This window comes from Plastoroseomonas hellenica, assembly GCF_018129085.1.
GTDB classification, from domain to species: domain Bacteria; phylum Pseudomonadota; class Alphaproteobacteria; order Acetobacterales; family Acetobacteraceae; genus Plastoroseomonas; species Plastoroseomonas hellenica.
This window is the reverse complement of the sequence record NZ_JAAGBB010000005.1, coordinates 194,280-215,297: the sequence shown is the minus strand read 5'-3', so window position 1 is coordinate 215,297 and position 21,018 is coordinate 194,280. Positions and strand designations below refer to the sequence as shown.

Genomic DNA, 21,018 nt, shown 5'->3' with positions numbered 1-21,018 from the left:
CAAAGGGAGGATAGGATGCGACTGACCCAGGACCAGCTCGACCAGTTCCAGACCGAAGGCTGGCTGCTGCTGCCGGAGCTCTTCACCGCCGAGGAGGTCGATCTCCTGCGCCGCGAGGCCGAGGCGATCTATCGCGAGCATCGCCCCGAGGTGTGGCGGGAGAAGACCGGCGCGCCGCGCACCGCCTTCGCCGCGCACACCTACAACGAGGCCTTCCGGCTGCTGGGCGCGCATCCGCGCATGATCGGGCCCGTCGAGCAGGTGTTCGGCGAGAAGGTCTACATGCACCAGTACAAGATCAACGCCAAATCCGCCTTCACCGGCGAGGTCTGGCAATGGCACCAGGATTACGGGACCTGGAAGCGCGACGACGGTATGCCGGAGCCGCGGGCGATGAACATCTCGGTCTTCCTCGACGAGGTGATGCCGATCAATGGGCCGCTGATGCTGGTGCCGCGCAGCCAGACCGCCGGCGACCTCAAGGCCTCCCACGACGTCGAGACGACGTCCTATCCGCTCTGGACACTGGACGAGGCGACGGTGACCCGGCTGGTCGCGCAGGGCGGCATCGTGGCGCCGACCGGCAAGCCCGGCAGCATGCTGATGTTCCATGGCAACCTGGTGCACGGCTCGGCCGGCAACATCACGCCCTATCCGCGCAAGATCGTCTATCTGACGCTCAACGCCGTCTCGAACCACATCCGCACGCCGACCCGGCCGGACTTCATCGCGCATCGGGATTTCACGCCGATCGAGCCGGTCGCCGACGACGCCCTGATCCGCCTCGCGCGCGCGCATCGCCAGGCAGCCGAGTAGCGCCGGCGAGGCTCAGCCCGGGCAGCGCCAGCGGGCCTCGATTGCGATGGCCTCGGTCTCGGGCATGCGGTTGTGCGGGATCTGCTGCACGAGACCACCTGCGCGGAGGCTGCCGCTCAGGCCGTCGGCCGCGATCGTCACGCTGGCCTCGGCAGCGGGGTCATCGGCCTCGATCATCCGTTGCCACAATCGGCCGCCGGCGGCGACGGTGATCCGGACGGCGCGCCGCGGCCGCGCCGGCCCATCCGGCGTGAAGAAGACCTCGAGCGTGAAGCGCGTCTGCGGACCGTAGGGAAGCCATTCCTCGGTCGGGCGCGCCGCGCCCGGCACCGGCGGCGGAAAGTCGGGGCCGAACTCGACGGTATAGTGGAAGGGTTGCTGCGAGGCCGCGGCCGCCGGCGCCGCCCCGGTCGCGGCGGCAAGCTCGGCCGGCGCCGGCAGCCGGCAGCGGTGCCGGTCGTCCCGCGGATGCGAGAGGACCATCCGCGGCTCATGGACGACGCCGCGGATGCTGGCGGTCACGGCGAGCGTGCCGTCCGATGTGCCGCCCGGCGGCGGGCCCGCGCAGCCGGCGAGCGCGAGCGCGCCGGCCAGGAGGCAGGGCGATGGGCGGAGCGAGCTCGCAGGCATTGTGGATGGCTCTCCAGGGGGGGTCGCCGTCCCTCATAGACCGCGCCGCGCGCGAGGGCACGCTTGCCTTTCCTCAATCCCTGACTAAAGTCAGAGGAATGGAACCGCGCCAGATCGAGCAGGTTCGCCGCTTCAACCGCGCCGTCACCCAGCGGGTCGGCGCGCTGGAGGAGAGCTATCTGCGGCGTGGCCGGCCGCTCGGTGAAGCCCGCCTCCTGTTCGAGCTGGGCGCAGAAGGGGCCGATCTGCGCGTGCTGCGGCAGAGGCTCGGGCTCGATTCCGGCTATCTCAGCCGGCTGCTGCGCTCACTGGAGGCGCAGGGCCTGGTGCAGGTGCGGGCACAGGCCGATGACCGCCGCGTCCGCGAGGCGCGGCTGACGCGCAAAGGGCGCGCCGAGCGCGCGGCCTATGACGGGCTCTCCGACACGCTCGCGCAGTCGATGCTGGCGCCGCTCGATCCGGCGCGACGGGAACGCCTGGTCGCCGCCATGACGGAGGTCGAGCGCCTGCTGCGTGCCGCCGCGGTCACCCTGCATCGGGAAGCGCCGGATCACCCGGAGGCACGATGGTGCCTCGACCAGTATTTCGCGGAGCTCGCCACGCGCTTCGAGGCCGGCTTCGATCCCGGCCGGAGCAACCCGGCGCCGGACGTGGATCTGCTGCCGCCGGCCGGCGTCTTCGTCCTGGCACGGCTCGACGGCCGCCCCGCCGGATGCGGCGCGCTGAAGCGCCTCGGCGGCACGCTCGGCGAGATCAAGCGCATGTGGACCGCGCCGGATGCGCGCGGGCTCGGCGTCGCGCGCCAGGTGCTCCATGCGCTGGAGGCGGCGGCGCGGGAATTCGGGCTGGGCACCCTCCGGCTCGAGACCAACCGCACGCTCCAGGAAGCGCAGGCGCTCTATCGCGGCGAGGGCTACCGGGAGGTCGCGCGCTTCAACGACGAGCCCTATGCGCATCACTGGTTCGAGAAGCGGCTGTAAGGCTGCTGCCCCGCAAGCGCGAATGGTCAGCCGCGCTCGTACCAGGCGCGCGACCGGCGGACGATATGGACGACCGAGAGCATCACCGGCACCTCGATCAGCACGCCCACCACGGTCGCGAGCGCGGCGCCGGACTGGAAGCCGAACAGCGCGATCGCCGTCGCCACCGCCAGCTCGAAGAAATTGCTGGCGCCGATCAGCGCGGAGGGGCCGGCGACGCACCAGGCGACGCCGAGCCGGCGGTTCAGCCAGTAGGCGAGGCCCGCATTGAAGTAGACCTGGATCAGGATCGGCACCGCGAGCAGCGCGATCACCGCGGGCTGGCGAATGATCTGCTCGCCCTGCAGGCCGAACAGCAGCACCAGGGTCAGCAGCAGCGCCGCGAGCGAGAGCGGGGACAGCGCGCGCAGCGTGCGGTCGAGCGCCGGCGGGCCGCCGTGCGCCAGCAGCCCGCGCCGCCAGAGCTGCGCCACAGCCACCGGCACCAGGATGTAGAGCACGACCGAAAGGATCAGCGTGTCCCAGGGCACGGTGATGGCGGAAAGCCCAAGCAGCAGCCCGACCAGTGGCGCGAAGGCGACGATCATGATCGCGTCGTTCAGCGCCACCTGGCTCAGCGTGAAATGCGGCTCGCCTTCGACCAGGTTCGACCAGACGAAGACCATGGCCGTGCAGGGCGCGGCCGCCAGCAGGATCAGCCCGGCCATGTAGCTGTCGATCTGCGCCGCCGGCAGCCAGGGTCGGAACAGCCAGCCGATGAAGAGCCAGCCGAGCAGCGCCATCGAGAAGGGTTTTATCAGCCAGTTGACGCCGACCGTGGCGGCCATGCCGCGCCAATGCGCGCGCACTTCGCCGAGTGCTGCCGGGTCGATCTTCAGCAGCATCGGCACGATCATCAGCCAGACCAGCGCCGCGACGGGCAGGTTGACCTCGGCGATCACCGCGGCGCCGAGCGCGTGGAAGACGCCGGGCAGCGCCTGCCCGAGCAGGATCCCGGCGACGATGCAGAGTGCGACCCAGAGCGTCAGGTAGCGCTCGAAGATGCCGAGGGCAGGTGCCGACGCCCTGCCCTCCCCGATCGCGGCCTCGCTCACGGCGCTGCCCTCACGCGCGCGCCCGCCGCATCGACCACGGCCGCCCCATCCTCCTTGGCAAAGGCGCCATGCTGCGCATCGGGCAGGATGTCGAGCACGGTCTCCGACGGCCGGCAGAGTTTTGCGCCGAGCGGTGTCACCACGATCGGCCGCTCGATCAGGATCGGATGCGCCAGCATGGCGTCGAGGAGCTGGTCGTCGGGCAGCGACGGATCATCAAGGCCGAGCGCGTCATGGGGCGTACCCTTCCGGCGCAGCACGGCGCGCACCGGGAGGCCCATGCGCGCGATCAGCGCCTGCAGCAGTGCGCGGTCGGGCGGCGTCTTCAGGTATTCGACGACCACCGGCTCCGTGCCGCTGTTGCGGATCAGCCCGAGGGTGTTGCGGGACGTGCCGCAGGCCGGGTTGTGGTAGATCGTGACCGTCACTGCGCGGCCTCCTGCCGGGTGCCGCAGCAGGACGCGGCGGGCGGCGGCGCCGCAACCGCCGGCGCGCAGCAGGATGATGCCGCGGCGACCGCGATCGGCGCCTGCGCCGCCGGTCGCGTGTTGCAGACCCCGGTCTCCGGCAGCACCAGCTCGACCCGCGCCGCCGCCGCCGCGTCGCCGACCAGCGCCGCCGCGATCGAGCGCACCTGTTCGTGCCCGGTCGCCAGCAGGAAGGTCGGCGCGCGGCCGTAGCTCTTCATGCCCGCGATGAAGAAGCCCGGCTCGGCATGCGCCAGCTCGCGCGCGCCATGCGGGCGGACGGTGCCGCAACTGTGCAGGTTGGGATCGATCAGCGGCCCGATCCCGGCCGCGCATTCGAGCCAGGGATCGAGCGTGAACCGGACCTCCCTGAGCATGGCGAGGTCGGGGCGGAAGCCGGTTGCGACGATCAGTTCATCCGCCGCGAAACTGGCCGGGTGGCCGGCATGCTCGCCGGTGACGCTGAGGGCATGCGTGCCCCCCGCGCGGATCTCGGCGATGCGGAAGGGCGACAGCACCGTGACGCCGCCGCTTTCGACCAGCGCCCGCGCCCGACTGCCGAGGGCGCCGCGCGCCGGCAGCCCGTCCAGATCCTCGCCGCCGAAGGCCGCTTCGATCCGCGCCTTGCGCATGATCCAGAGGATGCGCGTCTCCGGCGCCTGCTCGCGCAACGCCGCGAGGTCGATCAGCGCATTCAGCGCCGAATGGCCACCGCCGATGACGGCAGTGGTGCGGCCGGCGTGGCGGGCGCGGGCCGCGCCCAGCACGTCGGGAATGCCGGTCGCGATATGCGCGGCAAGGCTCTCCTCCCCGAGCGCCGGCAAGCCGTCGGCGCCGGCCGGGTTCGGCGTCTGCCAGGTGCCGGAGGCATCGATCACCGCGCGCGCCTCGACGCTGCGCAAGGCGCCGCCGGGGCCCGCGATGCGCAGCACGAAGGGCAATGCGTCACGCCCCATCGTCCGCACCTTGTCGCAGCCCCTGCGCGTCACCGCGACGACGCGGGCGTCGAGATGGATCGCGGACGCCATCGCCGGCAGTGCCGCCAGCGGCTCCAGGTAATCGGCCACCAGCTCGGCGCCGGTCGGCACCGCATCCGGCGGCGGAGGTGCCCAGCCGGCAGCGTCCAGCAGCGCCACCGCCGCGGCGTCGGTGCAGTAGCGCCAGGGCGTGAACATGCGCACGTGACCCCATTGGCGGATGCTCTGCGCGATGGCGCGCCCGGCCTCGAAGACCATAGGCCGCTCGCCGCGCCGCAGCAGATGGGCGGCCGCCGCGAGCCCGACCGGGCCGGCGCCGATGATCGCGATGGGGAGCGGTGATGCGGTCATGCTGACAGCTTCCTCCGGGTCTGGCGGGCGGGGCCGGGCGCGCATCCGGCGGCCTCGGCGGGCAGGCAGGCGGCGCGGTCGCCGCCGCAGCAATTCTCGGTCAGGAAGCCGATCAGCCCGTTCATGGCCTCGAACTCGGCCATGTAGATCAGCGACCGCCCTTCGCGCCGGAAGGTCACGAGATCGGCGTGGCGAAGCTGGGTCAGATGGAAGGAGAGCGTCGCCGAGGGCAGGCCGAGCCGGTCCCCGATCTGCCCGGCCGGCAGCCCCTCCTGCCCTGCCTGCACGAGCAGGCGGAAGATATCGAGGCGGGTATCCTGGGCGAGTGCCGCCAGGGCGGCGATGACGGATGATTTCTCCATATCTCCATGGTCATGGAGATATGGAGATGAGTCAAGCGACACCCGGATACCCACAGATCGGCTCTACGGCGGCGTCGCCTCGAAGACGGCGCCGTAGTGGTAGGGCGAGACCTCCGCGGTCCAGGCGAGCCGGAAGCCCTCCGGTTCGACCGCCGCCGCGGTGGCTTCGGGCGAGATGCGGAGCCTCGTCTCTGGGCCGCGTGGCTGGCCGAGCACGGTGGTGCGCTCCCGCGGGACCCTGTGCCAGTTGACGATGGCGAAAAGGCCGCCGGGGCGCAGCACAGCCCTGACCGCGCGTGCGAGGCTGGGCTGATCCGGGACGCCGTGGAAGGTGTTCGCCATCAGCACATGGTCGACGGGATGCGGCAGCAGGTGCGGCAGGTCGCGGGCATCGGCGCAAAGCCAGGCCGCGACCACGGCGCCCTGCCGCGCGACCTCGGCCTGCGCCCGCGTGATCATCGTGGGATCGAGATCGAGGGCATGGACGCGGCCCTGGACCAGCAGCGCGAGCGGCGCGGTGAAGTACCCGTCGCCGCAGCAGAGATCGAGCACCGTCATCCCCGGCCGGATGCCGAGCTGCCGCAGCACCGCCATCGGGTCCGGCCACAAGGCTTCCCACCAGTCCCGGTCGGGCATGGAGGTCGCTGGAAAGCCCTGCTGCGTTACGGATGATGGCGTGGTCACCGCTGAGGCCCGTCTTGCCGATCGCGGCGATGATACAGGAATCGGCGGCGGCCCGTCCGGATGGTGCGCCCGGTCACATCGCCGCCTGCGCTGGCAGCTTCGTGAGCAGCGCAGCCGCGGCGCATCTGCTCCGATGCCGTTGCTGCGGTTCAGGGGAATAGGCCTGGACGCAGCGCATACCAGCCTCTTCCACTTACGCCCGGCGCCGCGAGGTGCCGGGCGGCTTTTGTGTGGGGTCGCGCGCGTCACCGCGCCGGCGCGAGCCTGCGTGCGAAGAAGCCGGCGACCTGCGTCGCCGAGAGTTCGGCGATCGCCGGCCGGTGGCTGACGGGAAGCCAGCGGCCTGGGCTGCCTGGCCAGGGCATGGTCACCACCTCCTCGACGCCGGATGGCGGCAGGTCCCAGGCATAGCCGGCGCCGGCATGGCGGATCTGGCGCACCGATGCGCCGCGGGCGAGCCGCGCGGCGAGGCCCGCGCAGTCGGCCGCCGTATTGGCCGGGTCGGCATCGCCATGCATCAGCAACACCGGCGCACGCGACACGGCCTCCGTCGCCGGCAGCGCATCCTGCAGCGTGGCGCAGCCGGGATAGAGCAGGACGAGCGCCGCGATGTGCTCGCCGAGGCCCGGCGCCGCGGCGACGCGGAGCGCAGTCTCTCCGGCGGCGCCGAAGGCGAGGATGCCGAGGCGTGCGCCTGCGAAGCGCGGATCCTCGGCGAGGGTGGCGGCCGCCGCCGCCAGGCGCGCCGGCGCGGCGGCGCCATCATCCGGCGCCGGTCCCGCGCCATCGGCCGAGGTGTCGTGCAGCTCGAGGTGCAGCACGGCGATGCCGGCGGCGGTCAATTGCTCGGCATAGCGCCAGCCGCGCGAATCGATCCCCACTGCGTCATGGACCGCGATGACCGCGGGCACGGGTGCCACCGCATCCGCATTGGCGGGCAGCCAGAGCAGGCCGATCGCCTCCGGGCCATCGCAGGGATCGCCGGCGAGGCTGCGCCCAGGCGCCAGCGCGATCGCGAGGCCGAGGGCCGCCGCGGCGAGGATGGCCAGGCGAGGACGGGCGGTGGCGGGCATCGCGGCAGCCTTCCATGCCGATCGTCCACGGCGCCTCCACCGGTCGGAGGAGGCGCGCCGCTTTCCCGCGATCGTCACAGGCACGCCGGGGCCGGCCACGCGGTCACCCCTTGTCACGGAAGAACGGCCCGGGGCCCGACGGCAGCGCGCCGAGCAGCCGCATCAGCCCCGCCTGGGAGCGGACGCCGGTCTTGTCGAAGCAGCGCAGGAGATGGGTCTTGAGCGTCGTCGGCGAGATGCCGAGGACCGCCGCCGCCTGCGGTCCGCTGAGGCCGCCCGCGATCAGCGCCGCGACACGTGCCTCCGCCGCCGTCAGCCCGAAGGCCGCACCGGCCGCTTCCGCCGCCGCCAGCGGCTGCGGCGCGGGATCGATCACCAGCACCAGCGCCCGCGCGGCTTCCGTCAGCTCCCAGAATGCGAAGGCGGGCGGCGGCAGCGGCACCAGGATGACCAGCAGCGGCGCCCGGCCGGAGGGGCGGGTGAGCCGGAGTGGCGGCCGCAGCGCGGTGTCGCTGCCGGCAGCGATCGAGAGCGCTTCCGTCACCGCCCGCATCAGGGCGCCGGTCTCGGCCGGCAGCGCGGCGGCGAGGCGCAGGCCGCCCTCGCGGTCGGTCATCAGCCCGTCACGCTGGCGCAGCAGCGCCTCGGCCGCGGGGTTGGCGTGGCTGATGCGGCCCGCGCGATCCAGCAGCAGCGCCGGGCCGGGCATCAACTGCAGCACCCGCGCCAATTGTCGCGCGCCGTCGGCGTAGCGGCCAAGGGTGAGCGAGGTCTCGAGGGCGCGGGAGAGATGCGGCACCAGCCGGCCGAACCGTCGCAGCCTCTCCCCGGCCTGCTCCGCGCCGCGCTGCGACAGGGTGAAGCCGAAGCCGCCGAGGCCGCCATGGCCCCCGAAGACGGCCTCCTTCACGTTCAGGTTGGTCTCGATCCCCTGCGGCGCCAGGATGTCGGCGTGGAAGGCGGTGCGGCGGAGCGCGCCGGTGTCGATCAGGCTGTTGACGGTGACCGGCTTGCCGATGGGCACGCCGGCCATCGCGATGGTCCAGGGGTTCTGGAGATAGCGTTCGATGAACAGAGCGCCGAGATCCTCGCGCAGCCGGCCGGTGACCAGGAAGCTCTGCCGGCCGCGCGGGGCGACATAGGCGATCATGCCGCCGGTGGCGCCGAGATGGTCGGCGACGTGCGTCAGCGTCTCCGGCCAGCGTTCGGGCTGCGCCGCGGCGGCATAGATGGCGTCGAGCGGCGTGGTGCCGCGCCTGGATCGCATGATCATGCGGTGCCTCGTCGATGCCGGCACCGGCAGCCTGACAGGGTGCGCGCCTATCCGGAACGATCATTTTTGCGACTGCGAAGAAGGCTGCGAGCCTCAACCGGCGAGCAGGCCGTAGACGCTGACCGCGGCCTGGCCCGCGACCACCAGCGCCACCAGGGCCAGTGCCAGCCGCTGCGGCATGATCCGGATCAGATAGCCGGCGAGCGGTGCCGCGAGGGCGCCGCCGATGACGAGGCCGAGCACGATGCGGCCGTATTGGGCGAAGTCGAGATGCAGCAGGAAGGTCACCGAGATCGCCACGGTGACGAAGAACTCCGCCAGGTTCACCGAGCCGATCGAGCGCCGCGGCTCGCCCCCGGTCGCGATCAGGGAGGAGGCGACGATCGGCCCCCAGCCGCCGCCGCCGATCGCATCCAGGAAGCCGCCGCCGGCGCCGAGCGCCTGGGGCGGTGGCTGGAAGCGCCGGTGCTCGCGGCCGCGCACGCGCTCGAAGATCAGCAGCGCCATGCCGACCAGATAGAAGGCGACGAAACCCTTCACGATCTGCTCCGGCAGCCCGGTCAGGACATAGGCCCCGACGATGCCGCCGAGCACGCCGGTGACCACGAGCTTCAGGAAGAGCCGCTTGTCGACATTGCGGTGATAGAGGTGGGAGGTGCCGGACAGGCCGGTCGTCACCACCTCGGCCGCATGCACCGCGGCGCTGGCGATCGCCGGCGGCAGGCCGAAGGCGAGCAGGCTCGAGGAGCAGATGACGCCGAAGGCCATGCCGAGGGCGCCGTCGATGATCTGCGCGGCGAAGCCGATCGCCGCGAACAGCAAGAGCTCAGTGTCCATGAGACCTCCCGATCCGGGAGGTCAACGCGCAGCGGCACGCATCGCTGCCCCACGACCGCAGCCGCAATGGGAGCGGCGCGCTGGCTGTCGCCGCTGTGAATGGTGGACGGAGAACCGGGCATACGATCCGAATGCCGGGACGCCGTGGCTGCGCGAGCGCTACTGCACCGCCAGCATCGGCATCGACGGGCGCCGCATGCGGCTTCACGGGGGAGTTGCAGCGGCGGTGACGGGCGGTGCCGGGCTTTGCGCCCGGCGGGACCACAGCTCGAGCTGGTCGAGGATGGCGACGAGGTCCCGGCCGGCCGGCGCCAGCGCATAGGCGACCCCGCGCGGGAAGGCCGCGATCACCGCGCGTTCGATGAGGCCGCGCCGCTCCAGCCCGTCCAGGCGTTCCGACAGCACCTTGGGCGTGACACCGGGCAGCAGGGCGGCCAGGGCCTGGTGGCGCCGCGGTCCCTCCTGCAGGTGCCAGAGGATGAGCGCGTTCCAGCGATGGCCAAGGAAGCCGAGCCAGTCCTCGACCGGGCAATCGCCCGGCCGGCGCGGAACCGGCGCATCCAGGACAGCGCGTTCGATCGTGGCACCGGCCGGCATGGCGGCATTCCTTCCCGTTTGGATAGCGCTGGGGGCGCGTGATCCCCTCGCGGCATCACAGCAGGAGAATACACCGTGGCCGTCACCGATCCGCGCGGGATGAACGAAGCCTTCGCCCGCGCCTTCAACAGCCGCAGCCTGGACGGGCTGCTCGCGCTCTACGAGCCCGGCGCGGTGCTGCGGGTGGATGGCAGCGACCGGGACCTGTCCGGCCCCGGCCAGATCGCCGACGCGCTGCGGGGGCTGCTGCAGGCGCCCGGACGGATGACGTCGACGAACAGCTTCTGCATCGCGCAGGGCGATCTCGCGCTGCTGCGCGCGGACTGGGAGATCATTGATGATGCCGGGGCGGTCGTCGCGTCCGGCAGTTCCGCGGAGCTGGTCCGGCGACAGCCGGATGGCGCCTGGCTCTATGTGATCGACCACGCGGTCGGTGCCAGCCTGCCGCGCGTCGCGTGAGATACGCGTTCGCGTATAAATCGGCATTATACGCGCACGCGTATACTGATGTTCGCTGGCGGAAGCCGATCCCGCCGCCGGCTGACGCCGCGCCTCAGCCCTCGAACCCTGCCATGTACTTGCCGAGCACGGCGTTGAGCATCGCCCGCTCCTCCGGCGACAGGGCAGCGACCAGCCGTGCCTGGGTCGCGACATGCGCGGTGACCGCAGCGTCGATGGTGGCGAAGCCCTTCTTGGTGAGCGAGATGATGACGCTGCGGCGGTCTTCCGGGTTGTGGGCGCGCGCAACCAGGCCCGCCTTCTCCAACTGGTCGATGCGGTTGGTCATGGTGCCGGAGGTGATCATCATCGTCTCCAGCAGATCCCCCGGCGAGAGGGCATAAGGCGGGCCGGAGCGGCGGAGCGTCGCCAGCACATCGAAGCTGGCGCCGTTCAGCCCATGCGCCATGAAGGTCTTCTCCATACCGCGGGAGAGATGCGCCGCGACCCGCCGGATGCGGCCGATCAGCCCCATCGGCCCGGTGTCGAGATCCGGCCTCTCCCGCCGCCACTGCGCAAGGATGACATCGACGCGATCCATGCCGCATGGTCGCGGGCCAGTATCTTGACGTCAAGATATCTCGTATTATCTTGAGGTCAAGATAATCTGCGAGGAACGCCCCATGGCCCGCAAACTCGACCTGCTGCTGACCGCGATCGCGCCTGCGATCTGGGGCAGCACCTATCTGGTGACGACGGAGCTGCTGCCGGCCGGCTATCCCCTCACCGTCTCCCTGCTGCGCGCCCTGCCCGCGGGGCTGCTGCTCCTGCTGCTGGTGCGGCAATTGCCGAAGGGGATCTGGTGGGGCCGGGTCTTCGTCCTCGGCGCGCTCAACTTCGCGATCTTCTGGTGGCTGCTCTTCATCGCCGCCTATCGGCTGCCGGGCGGCGTCGCGGCGACGGTCGGCGCCATCCAGCCGCTGCTGGTGATCGGCCTCGCCCGCCTGGTGCTGGGATCGCCGGTGCGCGCGGTCTCGATCGCGGCCGCGATCGCCGGCATCGGCGGCGTCGCGCTGCTGATCCTGACGCCGCAGGCAGCACTCGATCCCATCGGGATCGCGGCCGGCCTCGCCTGCGCGGTCTCCATGGCGGCGGGCACGGTGCTGTCGCGCCGCTGGCAGCCGCCGGTCTCGCCGCTCACCGTCACCGCCTGGCAGCTCACCGCCGGCGGGCTGCTGCTGTTGCCGGCGGCGCTCTGGCTGGAGCCGGCGCTGCCGGTGCCGAGCATCGCCAACCTGCTCGGCTTCGCCTGGCTCGGCCTGGTCGGCGCGGCGCTGACCTACATCCTCTGGTTCCGCGGCCTCGCGCGGCTGGAGCCCGCGGTCGTGTCCCCACTGGGCTTCCTCAGCCCGATGACCGCGGTGATCCTCGGCTGGTCGGTGCTCGGTCAGTCGCTAAGCCCGGCGCAGCTCGCCGGCGGGGTCGTCGTGCTCGCCAGCGTCTGGCTCAGCCAGCGCGGCGCCCAGCCGGCGAGGCCGCCCGTGGTCCTCGCGCCGGCGCGGTAAAGCGGAGGGCCGGCCGCCGCCTCAGGCGAACATGCCCTCACGCAGGTTGATGCCGTGATCCTTGTACGCTTTCAGCGCGCAGATCATCTGCATCCAGCCGCCGCAATTGCCGTAGGAGGCCTTCTGGCCCGCCTCCGTCTCGCGCCAGCCTTCCTCGGTGATCGAGACCAGCGTGCGGCCGCCCTCGATCGCCTCGAATGTCATGGTGACGGTGGTCTGGTAGGCGCTCGCCCCCTGCTCATCCGCCGCCCAGCGCAGGACGATGCGGCGGTCGCGCTCGATCTCCGCGACCTCCACCGGAAAACTGCCGGGATAATCGGCGAAGGCCCAGGTCACCGTGGTGCCGGTTTCGAGCCGCCCCTGCGCGCCGCCGGTCGTGAAATAGCGCGACAGCTCCGTCGGGTTCACGACGGCTTCGAACACCTCGGCCACGGGTTTGCCGATCCGTCCTGAGACCGTGAATTTCAAGGTCATGACGCGTTCTCCCTTGTGGTGTGCCACGATAGGTTATAAAAATATAACATGTCAAGCGACGACGAGGATGACCGCGTTTACAAGGCCCTCGCCCACCGCAAGCGACGCGCTTTGCTCGACTGCCTGAAGGATGCGCCGCAGACCACGGGCGCGCTCTGCGAGCGGTTTCCGGAGATGGATCGCTGCACGGTGATGCAGCACCTGAAGGTGCTGGAGGAGGCAGATCTGGTGATCGTGCGGCGCGCCGGCCGCGAACGCTGGAACCACCTCAACGCCCTGCCGATCAAGGGCATCCATGATCGCTGGATCGGCGACTACGCGCGCTATGCGGTAAGCCTCATCGACCAGCTTCGGCGCGACCTCGAGCCCGAGGCGGGATGAACGTCAGCGGCCGGGTGATCGGCGCGCGCCGGCGCTGCGCGGCGGCTTCGCCTCGGCGCCGGCACCGCCCAGGATCCGCCGCACCTCGCCCATGAAGCGCCGCGCCGTCTCCGGCAGAGGCTTGCGGTTCGACCAGAAGGCCCAGGCGACGGAGGGGATCGCCGGCTCGAAGGGGCGGATGGCCATGCGTCGTTCCCCGCCATGCGCGGCGGAGAAGGGATCGACGACGGATGCCCCCATCCCCGCTTCCACCAGCGCGCAGGCGGTCGAGCAGGTGCGGACCTCGGCGCGGAAGGCGTGGGGCTGCCGCGCCGCCTGGAAGGCGCCGCGCACCGCAGCGCCCATGCGCGTCGCGGCATCGAGCGCGATGAAGGGATGCGCCGCGAGGTCTTGCGGCGTCACGACGGGAAGCGTGGCGAGCGGGTGACCCGCGGGGCAGACGCAGACCATCCGCCCCTCGAACAACGCCTGCACCTCGAGCGTTGGCTGCGGACCTAGACCCAGGCCGAAGCCGAGATCGGTCTTCCCGCTCTCGACGCTGCGCACGACCTCGTCGAGCTCGCGGATGTCGAAGAAGGTCTGCAGCCGCGGGTGATGCCGCGCGAAGCCTTCCAGCGCCTGCGGCAGCACGCCCTGGCCGAGCGGCGGCGTGCTGAGGATGCGGAGCCGGCCGATCTTCGCCGCCCGCAGATCCTGCACGCGATCCGCGAGCGCCGCATGCATGGCGAAGATCGGGTCCGAATCCTCCTGGATGATCACCGCCGCCTCCAGCGGGAAGAGGCGGTTGTTCACCCGCTCGAACAGCGGAAAGCCGAGCTGCGCCTCGATCTGGCGGATCGCGTTGCTGACCGCCGGCTGCGACATGCCGAGCGCGCGCGCCGCGGCCATGGTGGTCTGCAACCGCATGACCGCCCGCAGGATCTCGAGCTGGCGCAGCGTCACTCCATAACCTCAACAAATGGTTCTCCGGCAATTTTCATAGCCAGGGCGATTGCCAGGCACAAGGCGGCTGCGCCATGGATGGGGTGCCCGTCAGGCCAGGAAAGGGTTTCCCGCCATGCCCCGCATCCTCCGCATCGCCGGCGCCCAGATGGGGCCGAACCAGAGGGCCGACAGCCGCCCCGCGATCCTGGCGCGCATGATCGCGCTGCTCGACCAGGCCGCGGAGGCCGGCGCCAAGCTCGTCGTCTTCCCCGAGCTTCCCTTCACCACCTTCTTCCCGCGCTGGCTCATCGAGGACCAGGCCGAGCTCGACAGCTATTTCGAGCGGGCGATGCCGAACCCGGATGTCCAGCCGCTCTTCGACCGCGCGCGCGAGAAGGGCATCGGCTTCTACACCGGCTATGCCGAACTGACGCCGGAGGGGAAGCGCTTCAACAGCGCGATCACCGTCGGACCCGACGGCGCCATCCTCGGCAAATATCGCAAGGTGCACCTGCCGGGCAGCGTTGAGCCGCGCGCCGGCGACCGCTTCCAGCAGCTCGAGAAGCGCTATTTCGAATATGGCGATCTGGGCTTCCCCGCCTTCCGCGGCCCCGCCGCCTGGCATGCACCGGTGCTCGGCATGCTGGTCTGCAACGACCGCCGCTGGCCGGAGGCCTGGCGCTGCTATGGGCTGCAGGCGATGGAGCTGATGCTGATTGGCTACAACTCCGCCGCCTATGACCCGAATGGCGGCAGCACCGAGAACGAGGCGATCCGCACCTTCCACTCCACCCTCGCCGCCCAGGCCAATGCCTATATGAACGCGACCTGGGCGGTGAGTGTCGCCAAGGCGGGGAACGAGGATGGCTCCGGCCTGATCGGCGGCAGCGTGATCGTCGATCCGAACGGGGTGATCGCGGCGGAGGCGAAGACGCTCGGCGACGAGGTGATCGTCGCCGATGCGGATCTCGATCTCTGCCGGCAGGGCCAGACCAAGATGTTCAACTTCGCCGCCCATCGCCGGCCGGAGCAGTACCGCCGCATCGTCGACCAGGTGGGCGCCCAGCCCCCCGGCGCCTGAGGACAAAGCGCCGCCGGCCTGAACCGCTCTCTCCATCGGATGATCGCGACGGGGCGCCCTGCGGCGCCCCGCCCGCTACGCTTGACCGGCATCATGAGCGGCACCGGCGTCTTCTGGAACGTACGGCCTGCGTGATACCTGTGGCCTTGATCGCTCCGCGATCAAGGCCCCTCAGACGCCAGCGGGCTGCGGGCCGCATTCGCGGCCTCGGGCCGGTTGAGCAAACCGGCCCGTATGGTAGGAGCTTCCGATGCACGCCCCCGGCACCACCGCCATCTTCGCCTCCTTCCTGCTCGCGGAGCAGGAAGGGGAGAGTGTGGTCCTGCGCGACCACTGGGTGCTGACCGAGGGGCGGCGCATCGCGGCGATCACGCCGACGCGGCCGGAAGGGGCGGATCTCGTCCTCGACACGCCGGGCCGCTTCGTGCTGCCCGGGCTGATGAACCTGCACAACCACTGCTTCAGCGAAGCCGTGGCCCGCACCCATAGCGAGGATGGCGCGGGGCGGAAGAACAACCAAAGCATCGTCTACACGGTGCTGATGCCGCTGACCAAGCGCGGCATCGAGATCCTGTCGCCGGAGGAGCGGCTGGCCGTCGCGCGGCTCGGCATCCTCCAGCTCCTGAAGGGCGGCGCCACCACGGTCATGGAGCCCTTCCGCGCCGGCATCGCCGAGATGTTCGACGCGGCGGAGGCGATGGGCATCCGCTTCTACGGCGCGCCCTATCTCTTCTCGACCGCCGATGCCAAGGCCGGCGCCGACGGCACCGTGACCTATGCCGCGGCCTCCGGCGGCACGGATGACGGCGCCGCCGACCTCGCGCGCTGGAACGCGCTGCATGCCACCTGGGAAGGCCGCGATGCCGGCCGCATCCGCCTGGCGATGAGCCCGCATGCGACCGACACCTGCGGCCCCGACCTGCTGCGTGCCGCGACCGCGCGGGCGCGCGAGCTCGGCGTCCCCGTCACCACGCATCTCGCGCAGAGCCAAAGCGAGGTCGCGACCATCCGGTCGCGCCATGGCCGCACGCCGGCGGAATACCTCGACTGGCTCGGCGTGATGGGGCCGGACCTGCTGGCCGCGCATTGCGTCGCCTGCAGCGACGACGATCTGCGGCTGATGGCGGCGCGGGGTGCTGCGGTGCTGAACTGCCCGCGCGTCTTCGCCCGCGGCGGCACCACGGCGGCCTTCGGCCGCTTCGCCGATCATGGCGTGCGCACCCTCATCGGCACCGACGGCTACAACATGGACCTGCTCGGCGAGATGAACGCCGCCGCGATGATTTCCAAGCTCGTCTCCGGCCGCGCCGAGACCGCCTCCTCGCCCGAGATCATCGCCGCCGTGACCACGGAGGCAGCCGCCGCGATCGCGCGCCCCGATCTCGGCCGCATCCGCCTCGGCGCCACCGCCGATCTCTCGGTGATCGATCTCAGCCACCCGCATCTGCAACCGCTCCACGACCCGCGCCGCGCGCTGGTCTGGCTCGCCAATCGCGGCAATGTCGATGCGGTGATGGTCGATGGCCGCGTGCTGGTGCAGGGCGGCCGCTACCTCCATGGCGACGAGGCCGCGATCACCGCGGCCGGCGCCGCCGCGATCCGGAAGATCTGGGATCTGCCCGAGGCCCGCGCCGCCTTCGAAGGCTGAGGGCTCGCAGCAGTCGTTCCTTCTCGTCGCACGGTCGAAGCAGCGAGTGCGCGGGCTTCGGATTTGTGGATGCCAGCTTCCCGCAATGCAGGTGGCCTATTGCCCTCCCGCCGGCGACATGCCCGGCGATGCATGCTCGGGAATGGCGGCGGATGACACTGCGATGGCGGTGAAAGAAGCTCTGCGACGCGTGCGGGCATGGTTGCTTGAGACGGAACACGCACCTGTCGCTTCGAGGAAGGACATGCTCCTCGCCTATCTGATGGCGCGCCAGGTCTCGCCCGCCGACGCACCGATCATCGAAATCGGGTCCGGCAAGGGAGCACTCACCGAGTACGTCTTGCGTCGCGGCATCGCGCCCGAGCAGCTCGCGCTTGTGGAGAACGCACCTGAATATGCCGCGTTCCTCAGAGCACAGTATCCCGCGGCCCAGATCGTGCCGATCGACGCCCTCGGGCTCGGCGCGGTGCCGTTGTTCGGCAAAGGGCAGGCCGGTGCGGTGTTCTGCAACCTTCGCCTCGGCGGCTTGTCGGGCTGGCAGATGACCGTGATCCTGAACGGGGCGTTCGAGCACCTTCGGGAGGGCGGTGCCCTGTACCAGGCGAGCGATTGGCTCCGTTGCCCCGTGCCGCGGCCCATCCTCGAACGACTGAACCTTCGATCCCAGCGCGTATGCACCTTGCTGGGTATCGCTGTGCCGCGGTCGGTGCATCGCATCGTACGGTGCCAGGCGTAACGCCGCGTGCAGATGAATGCGCCGCGCCCATGCTCTGCCTGCCTCACCGGACGCGGCAGCCTGCTCCGCATGGTGGCATCAGGATCAAGGTAGACCGCTCCCGTTCGATGGCGCCGTGGCTCACGATCAGCCGCACCTTGGCTTGGCGGGCAGGACGAGGAGCGTGAAGAGCGCGGCTGCAGCCTCAGCCGCCACGAGGGTCAGCAGGACAGTCAGGCCGGCTTCACCTGCTGCCCACCCCAACTCGTGCAGCAGGTGCCCCGCCGCCGCCAGGGCAGTGATCCAGCAGAAGGATCCCAATGCGGTTGCCGCGAGAAACGGGGCAAGAGGAAGCCGAAGGACACCGGCGGGCAAGGCCTGAAAGATCCGGACGGTCGGCACGAGCTGGCCAAGGAAAGTCAGGCCCAAAGGACGGCCGCGATATGTCGACGCCATCCGCTCGTAAAGGCGTGGGTTCAGCAGGACCCACCGGCCATGCCGGGCGACCAGACGCTCAATCCGGGCAGGACCGATGATCGCGCCGAGGACGTACCACACCATGGCACCCCCGAGAGAACCCAGCGTCGCGACAAAGCACCGCAGAACAAGATCCCAAACGCCCGGCGCCCCCATGCCGATTGCGGGGTAGAGGACGTAGGACGGAAGTACCGGGAGGAATTTCTCGACGAGCGCTGCCAGAAAGACGTCCCCCAGGCTCGTCGCCTGCAGGAGCAGTTCGAGCAGCGCTTCGAGATGCGCGAGGTCGACCGTCATTTCACAGCCGCCCTGGCGCCATAGGCCGCTCCTGTTCCGACACCACGGGGCGAACCGTCAGCACCAGGTGGCTGATTCCACGTCGATGAGATCGGTCCTTTCCCGGCGGTGGCCGCCGGCTGCCGGGCGTGGCTGGCGCCGCCGGATCCGGTAGACGGCAGCCGGCGGGACATTGGCGAGCGCCCGGCCGATTTGGGTCGCCTTCAGCCCCAGCCGGTCGAGGAGCGGGCGCGGAATCGGACAGGTCGGGCCGTAGGTGAACTGATAGAACGCGCCGTCCGGCCGCATCCTGGCGAAGGCTCCATCGAGGATGGCGATGACCTTGCGCGGGGGCATCGACAGCACGGGCAGCCCGCTGACGACCGCGCCAGCCGGAACCCCACCGAAAAGCTCGACAGCCTTCAGCCGGGATGCATCCATCCAAAGCGTTCGGGCGCGGGGAAACCGATGGTGCAGCTTGACCGCGAATTCCGAACCGTATTCGACCAGCGCCAGATTCTCCTGCGCGACACCCCGCGCGATCAGGGCGCGCGTGAAGGCGCCCGTCCCGGGCCCAAGCTCGATGACGGGTCCCGTGCCCGCGGAGATCTCCGAGGTGATGAGCCTCGACAGCGCTCGCCCGGACGGGACGACCGCCGCGACGCGAAGCGGATTGCTCAGCCATGCCCAGAAGAAGCCAAAGGTGTCAGTGAAGCCGCTGTAGCTCACAGGGAATCTCCACGCGCGAATGCCAGCCGATAGGTCCAGACCCTTGCGGGCCAGGGATTCCGCCAGATCATCGCCGACCCACGGGCGCGCAGGCGGGCTCGCGGCAGGGGTACTGGCGATCGCACAAGGCAGGTGACCTGGACGAAGGGTGCGCCTGGTGCGGACGCGCGCAGGCAGCCGAGCACCAGCCGAAGGCGCACTCGTGCCGGGCGCAGGAGCGCTGCCAGACCGGCCACCACCGCCGCTGCGGGCTCGTCGAACCTCCGCAGCAGAATGGGCGCGGCGTAAGCATCCGTCTGTATCACCCGCGCCATCGGCCAATGCTCGTGGAGTTGCGCGCAGATCATAGGATCCGCCTCGATGAGCACGAGGCGGGATGGACGAACGCCCCGATCGACGAGCCCGGATGTGATGGCACCGAGGCCGGGCCACAGGACGACCACCGGGCCGGGAGCGCCGGGATTGATCTGCGCTGCCAGGGTTCGGGCGACTTCCGGACCGGTGGCTCCGAACGGACGGACAAGCAGGGGATCGGCGAGCCAGCTCCGCAAGCCACGGCTCTCGACGCGACCCGCCACACGCTCACCAGATCTGCGTCTCATGTCGTCCACATCGCCCGGCGCGGATGGCTGCGCAGCGCACCGCGTGAGCGTCTCTGGAATCGTCGTAATCAATGTCGCTTCCTAGCGTCCGGAGCCGGCGATCCCGGCCATCGCAGGCTGGGTGCTCAAGATTGCAGAAAGCTGTCGCCGGGCCCGGCTCGTCGGCGGCTGCCGCGATATGTGCGATCACGAAGCCGCACGAGAAGCCACACGCGTGATGCCGCAGGGATCAGTCGGGCAGAAACACGATCGCGAGCAAGCGGTTCACGCCGGCTCCAGTCCCGACCGAGAGATCGCGCACCGATTGCTGGCTCGTCGCAGTGATCCCGCGTGCTCTCAGTCTCAGCAGCAAGGCATCCGGGTCTGCGCGGATCACGCCCGCCAGCGCCGAAAGCGGGGCATCGACCAGAGCTTGCTTGATCGGCCTCTCCAACTGCGGGCCCGTTATGCGCCCCCAGGAAAAAAGAGACGCTGCCAGGACGACCATGAAGACTGCGACGCTGACTTGGCCCCAGCGTGATCGGAGGTGATTCTTGAACGGCCGGATATTGGCGGCGATGTGCCCGCCGGCACCCATGAGAAAGAACCAGGAGAACCATTGGTGGACCACGGCTGTCAGTCCGCGATCATAGCCAAAGAACATGAGCACTCCGGTTGCCGACATCAGAAGGAATGCGCCGATGGTCAGCGACGTGGCCCAGGTACGCAGAGGAATGCTCTTCTTCCCCGGCAGCATTCTCATTTCATGGCCTCAGGTTGATCCACTTGAGAAGCTGCTGGGCAAGGATTGCAGGATCCTGACGGCTTTCAAGCGGGCGCCGCGCAGCCACCGAGGCCGTATCAGACTGTGGCAACCTTCGCGTGGCAGGTCCGCGACGGCGGAACGGGAGGCCTCATGCGTATTCTGCTGATTGAGGACGAGGTCGAAATGGCAGCGGTGCTGCGTACGGCCCTGTCGCGACACGGATATGTCGTGGACTGGGTTGCGAACATCGACGACGCGCGGGTAGCGCTTCGCGATCCGGGGCTGCGCGTCGTGCTGCTCGACCGCCGTCTGCCGGACGGTGACGGGCTGATCTTGCTGCCGGTCGTCGCCGCCCTCCCCGACCCGCCATCGGTCATCGTGCTGACAGCGCGCGGGCAGATCGACGAACGCGTCGCGGGACTCGATGCCGGGGCTGAGGATTATCTCGTGAAGCCCTTCAAGCTGGAAGAATTGCTGGCGAGGTTGCGCGTCGTGACGCGCCGCCGCGCGACGGGCATGGGGCAGCGATTGGTCCTCGGGGCCCTGAGCTTCGACCCCGCCCACCGGGAGGCGCAGGTGGACGGTCTGCCCCTGCCGCTGCCCCGGAGGGAATTGGCGCTTCTCGAACTGCTGCTGCGCCGCGCCAACCGCATGGTCCTCCGCGAGGCCATCGAGGCAGCGGTCTTCGGCTTCGACGACGCGCCGGTCTCGAACACGCTCGATTCCCATGTCTCGCGGCTGCGGCGCCGGTTGGCTGAGAGCGGTGCGGGCGTGACCATCCACGCGCTGCGCGGCGTCGGCTACATGGCCAAGGCGGAATAG

Annotated in this window: 26 protein-coding genes; 9 read left to right on the top strand and 17 right to left on the bottom strand. The window is 70.4% G+C overall.

Annotated features, from left to right (window positions below):
* The first annotated feature begins 15 nt into the window (after positions 1-15).
* Complete coding sequence (locus GXW71_RS06215; RefSeq protein WP_211851539.1) at positions 16-816, top strand: phytanoyl-CoA dioxygenase family protein; 801 nt, start codon at positions 16-18, stop codon at positions 814-816.
* A 12-nt stretch (positions 817-828) separates the two neighbouring features.
* On the opposite strand, the gene GXW71_RS06210 is transcribed toward GXW71_RS06215, so the two are convergent.
* Positions 829-1,446 carry a hypothetical protein gene (locus GXW71_RS06210; protein ID WP_211851538.1) on the bottom strand — a complete coding sequence of 206 codons (618 nt, stop codon included), beginning with the start codon at positions 1,444-1,446 and terminating at the stop codon, positions 829-831.
* Between the two features lie 98 nt (positions 1,447-1,544).
* Here GXW71_RS06210 and GXW71_RS06205 point away from each other — a divergent pair, with 98 nt between their 5' ends.
* Entirely contained in the window at positions 1,545-2,426 is an 882-nt protein-coding gene (locus GXW71_RS06205) for a bifunctional helix-turn-helix transcriptional regulator/GNAT family N-acetyltransferase (protein WP_211851537.1), read from the top strand.
* Between the two features lie 26 nt (positions 2,427-2,452).
* On the opposite strand, the gene arsB is transcribed toward GXW71_RS06205, so the two are convergent.
* From arsB to GXW71_RS06160, 9 genes are all read right to left on the bottom strand, one after another.
* Positions 2,453-3,520: an ACR3 family arsenite efflux transporter gene (gene arsB / locus GXW71_RS06200; protein ID WP_367617257.1), complete on the bottom strand. Its 1,068-nt coding sequence runs from the start codon at positions 3,518-3,520 to the stop codon at positions 2,453-2,455.
* Positions 3,517-3,948, bottom strand: coding sequence for an arsenate reductase (glutaredoxin) (gene arsC, locus GXW71_RS06195; protein WP_211851536.1), 432 nt, complete (start codon positions 3,946-3,948; stop codon positions 3,517-3,519). The genes arsB and arsC overlap by 4 nt, the downstream gene beginning before the upstream one ends.
* A complete protein-coding gene (locus GXW71_RS06190) occupies positions 3,945-5,315 on the bottom strand; it encodes an FAD-dependent oxidoreductase (protein ID WP_211851535.1) in 1,371 nt (456 codons plus the stop codon). Before GXW71_RS06190 ends, arsC begins: the two co-directional genes overlap by 4 nt.
* Positions 5,312-5,677: an ArsR/SmtB family transcription factor gene (locus GXW71_RS06185; protein ID WP_211851534.1), complete on the bottom strand. Its 366-nt coding sequence runs from the start codon at positions 5,675-5,677 to the stop codon at positions 5,312-5,314. Before GXW71_RS06185 ends, GXW71_RS06190 begins: the two co-directional genes overlap by 4 nt.
* Positions 5,678-5,740: 63 nt before the next feature.
* Positions 5,741-6,313 (bottom strand): class I SAM-dependent methyltransferase, encoded by a 573-nt coding sequence (locus tag GXW71_RS06180; RefSeq protein WP_211851533.1) that lies wholly within the window; start codon positions 6,311-6,313, stop codon positions 5,741-5,743.
* A 293-nt stretch (positions 6,314-6,606) separates the two neighbouring features.
* Entirely contained in the window at positions 6,607-7,434 is an 828-nt protein-coding gene (locus GXW71_RS06175) for a dienelactone hydrolase family protein (protein WP_211851532.1), read from the bottom strand.
* A 103-nt stretch (positions 7,435-7,537) separates the two neighbouring features.
* The gene (locus GXW71_RS06170) at positions 7,538-8,707 is read right to left on the bottom strand and encodes a helix-turn-helix transcriptional regulator (protein WP_211851531.1); all 1,170 of its coding nucleotides are present in this window, start codon (positions 8,705-8,707) and stop codon (positions 7,538-7,540) included.
* A 93-nt stretch (positions 8,708-8,800) separates the two neighbouring features.
* Entirely contained in the window at positions 8,801-9,544 is a 744-nt protein-coding gene (locus tag GXW71_RS06165) for a sulfite exporter TauE/SafE family protein (protein WP_211851530.1), read from the bottom strand.
* A 204-nt stretch (positions 9,545-9,748) separates the two neighbouring features.
* Positions 9,749-10,141: a winged helix-turn-helix transcriptional regulator gene (locus GXW71_RS06160; protein WP_211851529.1), complete on the bottom strand. Its 393-nt coding sequence runs from the start codon at positions 10,139-10,141 to the stop codon at positions 9,749-9,751.
* A gap of 75 nt (positions 10,142-10,216) precedes the next feature.
* On the opposite strand from GXW71_RS06160, the gene GXW71_RS06155 reads away from it, so the two are divergent.
* A complete protein-coding gene (locus GXW71_RS06155) occupies positions 10,217-10,600 on the top strand; it encodes a YybH family protein (RefSeq protein ID WP_211851528.1) in 384 nt (127 codons plus the stop codon).
* A 94-nt stretch (positions 10,601-10,694) separates the two neighbouring features.
* Here GXW71_RS06155 and GXW71_RS06150 read toward each other — a convergent pair whose 3' ends face one another.
* Positions 10,695-11,180: a MarR family winged helix-turn-helix transcriptional regulator gene (locus GXW71_RS06150; RefSeq protein WP_211851527.1), complete on the bottom strand. Its 486-nt coding sequence runs from the start codon at positions 11,178-11,180 to the stop codon at positions 10,695-10,697.
* 82 nt (positions 11,181-11,262) lie between these two features.
* On the opposite strand from GXW71_RS06150, the gene GXW71_RS06145 reads away from it, so the two are divergent.
* On the top strand, positions 11,263-12,144 hold the full coding sequence (locus GXW71_RS06145) for an EamA family transporter (RefSeq protein WP_211851526.1): 882 nt from the start codon (positions 11,263-11,265) through the stop codon (positions 12,142-12,144).
* A gap of 21 nt (positions 12,145-12,165) precedes the next feature.
* On the opposite strand, the gene GXW71_RS06140 is transcribed toward GXW71_RS06145, so the two are convergent.
* A complete protein-coding gene (locus GXW71_RS06140) occupies positions 12,166-12,618 on the bottom strand; it encodes an SRPBCC family protein (protein ID WP_211851525.1) in 453 nt (150 codons plus the stop codon).
* Between the two features lie 48 nt (positions 12,619-12,666).
* On the opposite strand from GXW71_RS06140, the gene GXW71_RS06135 reads away from it, so the two are divergent.
* On the top strand, positions 12,667-12,999 hold the full coding sequence (locus GXW71_RS06135; protein WP_211851524.1) for an ArsR/SmtB family transcription factor: 333 nt from the start codon (positions 12,667-12,669) through the stop codon (positions 12,997-12,999).
* A 3-nt stretch (positions 13,000-13,002) separates the two neighbouring features.
* Here GXW71_RS06135 and GXW71_RS06130 read toward each other — a convergent pair whose 3' ends face one another.
* Complete coding sequence (locus tag GXW71_RS06130; RefSeq protein WP_367617256.1) at positions 13,003-13,941, bottom strand: LysR family transcriptional regulator; 939 nt, start codon at positions 13,939-13,941, stop codon at positions 13,003-13,005.
* Between the two features lie 115 nt (positions 13,942-14,056).
* On the opposite strand from GXW71_RS06130, the gene GXW71_RS06125 reads away from it, so the two are divergent.
* From GXW71_RS06125 to GXW71_RS06115, 3 genes are all read left to right on the top strand, one after another.
* Positions 14,057-15,004, top strand: coding sequence for an N-carbamoyl-D-amino-acid hydrolase (locus GXW71_RS06125; RefSeq protein WP_211851523.1), 948 nt, complete (start codon positions 14,057-14,059; stop codon positions 15,002-15,004).
* Between the two features lie 250 nt (positions 15,005-15,254).
* The gene (locus GXW71_RS06120; protein WP_211851522.1) at positions 15,255-16,652 is read left to right on the top strand and encodes an amidohydrolase family protein; all 1,398 of its coding nucleotides are present in this window, start codon (positions 15,255-15,257) and stop codon (positions 16,650-16,652) included.
* A 244-nt stretch (positions 16,653-16,896) separates the two neighbouring features.
* Positions 16,897-17,388, top strand: coding sequence for a hypothetical protein (locus tag GXW71_RS06115; protein WP_211851521.1), 492 nt, complete (start codon positions 16,897-16,899; stop codon positions 17,386-17,388).
* Positions 17,389-17,514: 126 nt separating this feature from the next.
* Here GXW71_RS06115 and GXW71_RS06110 read toward each other — a convergent pair whose 3' ends face one another.
* The 4 genes from GXW71_RS06110 to GXW71_RS06095 form a co-directional block, all read right to left on the bottom strand.
* Entirely contained in the window at positions 17,515-18,141 is a 627-nt protein-coding gene (locus GXW71_RS06110; protein WP_211851520.1) for a DedA family protein, read from the bottom strand.
* Positions 18,142-18,198: 57 nt separating this feature from the next.
* Positions 18,199-18,849, bottom strand: a complete 651-nt coding sequence (locus GXW71_RS06105) for a class I SAM-dependent methyltransferase (RefSeq protein ID WP_211851519.1) — start codon at positions 18,847-18,849, stop codon at positions 18,199-18,201.
* Entirely contained in the window at positions 18,846-19,400 is a 555-nt protein-coding gene (locus GXW71_RS06100) for a hypothetical protein (RefSeq protein ID WP_211851518.1), read from the bottom strand. The genes GXW71_RS06105 and GXW71_RS06100 overlap by 4 nt, the downstream gene beginning before the upstream one ends.
* A 280-nt stretch (positions 19,401-19,680) precedes the next feature.
* Positions 19,681-20,187, bottom strand: a complete 507-nt coding sequence (locus GXW71_RS06095) for a hypothetical protein (RefSeq protein WP_211851517.1) — start codon at positions 20,185-20,187, stop codon at positions 19,681-19,683.
* 159 nt (positions 20,188-20,346) lie between these two features.
* Between GXW71_RS06095 and GXW71_RS06090 the strand changes: the two genes are divergently transcribed.
* Complete coding sequence (locus tag GXW71_RS06090; protein WP_211851516.1) at positions 20,347-21,018, top strand: response regulator transcription factor; 672 nt, start codon at positions 20,347-20,349, stop codon at positions 21,016-21,018.

Excerpts from the sequence above, each read along its gene's own strand:
- GXW71_RS06125 (WP_211851523.1), top strand. The coding sequence starts at position 14,057 with ATGCCCCGCATCCTCCGCATCGCCGGCGCCCAGATGGGGCCGAACCAG.
- GXW71_RS06115 (WP_211851521.1), top strand. The coding sequence starts at position 16,897 with ATGCTCCTCGCCTATCTGATGGCGCGCCAGGTCTCGCCCGCCGACGCA.
- GXW71_RS06210 (WP_211851538.1), bottom strand. The coding sequence starts at position 1,446 with ATGCCTGCGAGCTCGCTCCGCCCATCGCCCTGCCTCCTGGCCGGCGCG.
- GXW71_RS06120 (WP_211851522.1), top strand. The coding sequence starts at position 15,255 with ATGCACGCCCCCGGCACCACCGCCATCTTCGCCTCCTTCCTGCTCGCG.
- GXW71_RS06145 (WP_211851526.1), top strand. The coding sequence starts at position 11,263 with ATGGCCCGCAAACTCGACCTGCTGCTGACCGCGATCGCGCCTGCGATC.
- GXW71_RS06160 (WP_211851529.1), bottom strand. The coding sequence starts at position 10,141 with ATGCCGGCCGGTGCCACGATCGAACGCGCTGTCCTGGATGCGCCGGTT.
- GXW71_RS06140 (WP_211851525.1), bottom strand. The coding sequence starts at position 12,618 with ATGACCTTGAAATTCACGGTCTCAGGACGGATCGGCAAACCCGTGGCC.
- GXW71_RS06095 (WP_211851517.1), bottom strand. The coding sequence starts at position 20,187 with ATGCTGCCGGGGAAGAAGAGCATTCCTCTGCGTACCTGGGCCACGTCG.
- GXW71_RS06170 (WP_211851531.1), bottom strand. The coding sequence starts at position 8,707 with ATGATCATGCGATCCAGGCGCGGCACCACGCCGCTCGACGCCATCTAT.
- GXW71_RS06110 (WP_211851520.1), bottom strand. The coding sequence starts at position 18,141 with ATGACGGTCGACCTCGCGCATCTCGAAGCGCTGCTCGAACTGCTCCTG.
- GXW71_RS06135 (WP_211851524.1), top strand. The coding sequence starts at position 12,667 with ATGTCAAGCGACGACGAGGATGACCGCGTTTACAAGGCCCTCGCCCAC.
- GXW71_RS06180 (WP_211851533.1), bottom strand. The coding sequence starts at position 6,313 with ATGCCCGACCGGGACTGGTGGGAAGCCTTGTGGCCGGACCCGATGGCG.
- GXW71_RS06185 (WP_211851534.1), bottom strand. The coding sequence starts at position 5,677 with ATGGAGAAATCATCCGTCATCGCCGCCCTGGCGGCACTCGCCCAGGAT.
- GXW71_RS06205 (WP_211851537.1), top strand. The coding sequence starts at position 1,545 with ATGGAACCGCGCCAGATCGAGCAGGTTCGCCGCTTCAACCGCGCCGTC.
- GXW71_RS06215 (WP_211851539.1), top strand. The coding sequence starts at position 16 with ATGCGACTGACCCAGGACCAGCTCGACCAGTTCCAGACCGAAGGCTGG.
- GXW71_RS06165 (WP_211851530.1), bottom strand. The coding sequence starts at position 9,544 with ATGGACACTGAGCTCTTGCTGTTCGCGGCGATCGGCTTCGCCGCGCAG.
- GXW71_RS06090 (WP_211851516.1), top strand. The coding sequence starts at position 20,347 with ATGCGTATTCTGCTGATTGAGGACGAGGTCGAAATGGCAGCGGTGCTG.
- GXW71_RS06190 (WP_211851535.1), bottom strand. The coding sequence starts at position 5,315 with ATGACCGCATCACCGCTCCCCATCGCGATCATCGGCGCCGGCCCGGTC.
- GXW71_RS06150 (WP_211851527.1), bottom strand. The coding sequence starts at position 11,180 with ATGGATCGCGTCGATGTCATCCTTGCGCAGTGGCGGCGGGAGAGGCCG.
- GXW71_RS06175 (WP_211851532.1), bottom strand. The coding sequence starts at position 7,434 with ATGCCCGCCACCGCCCGTCCTCGCCTGGCCATCCTCGCCGCGGCGGCC.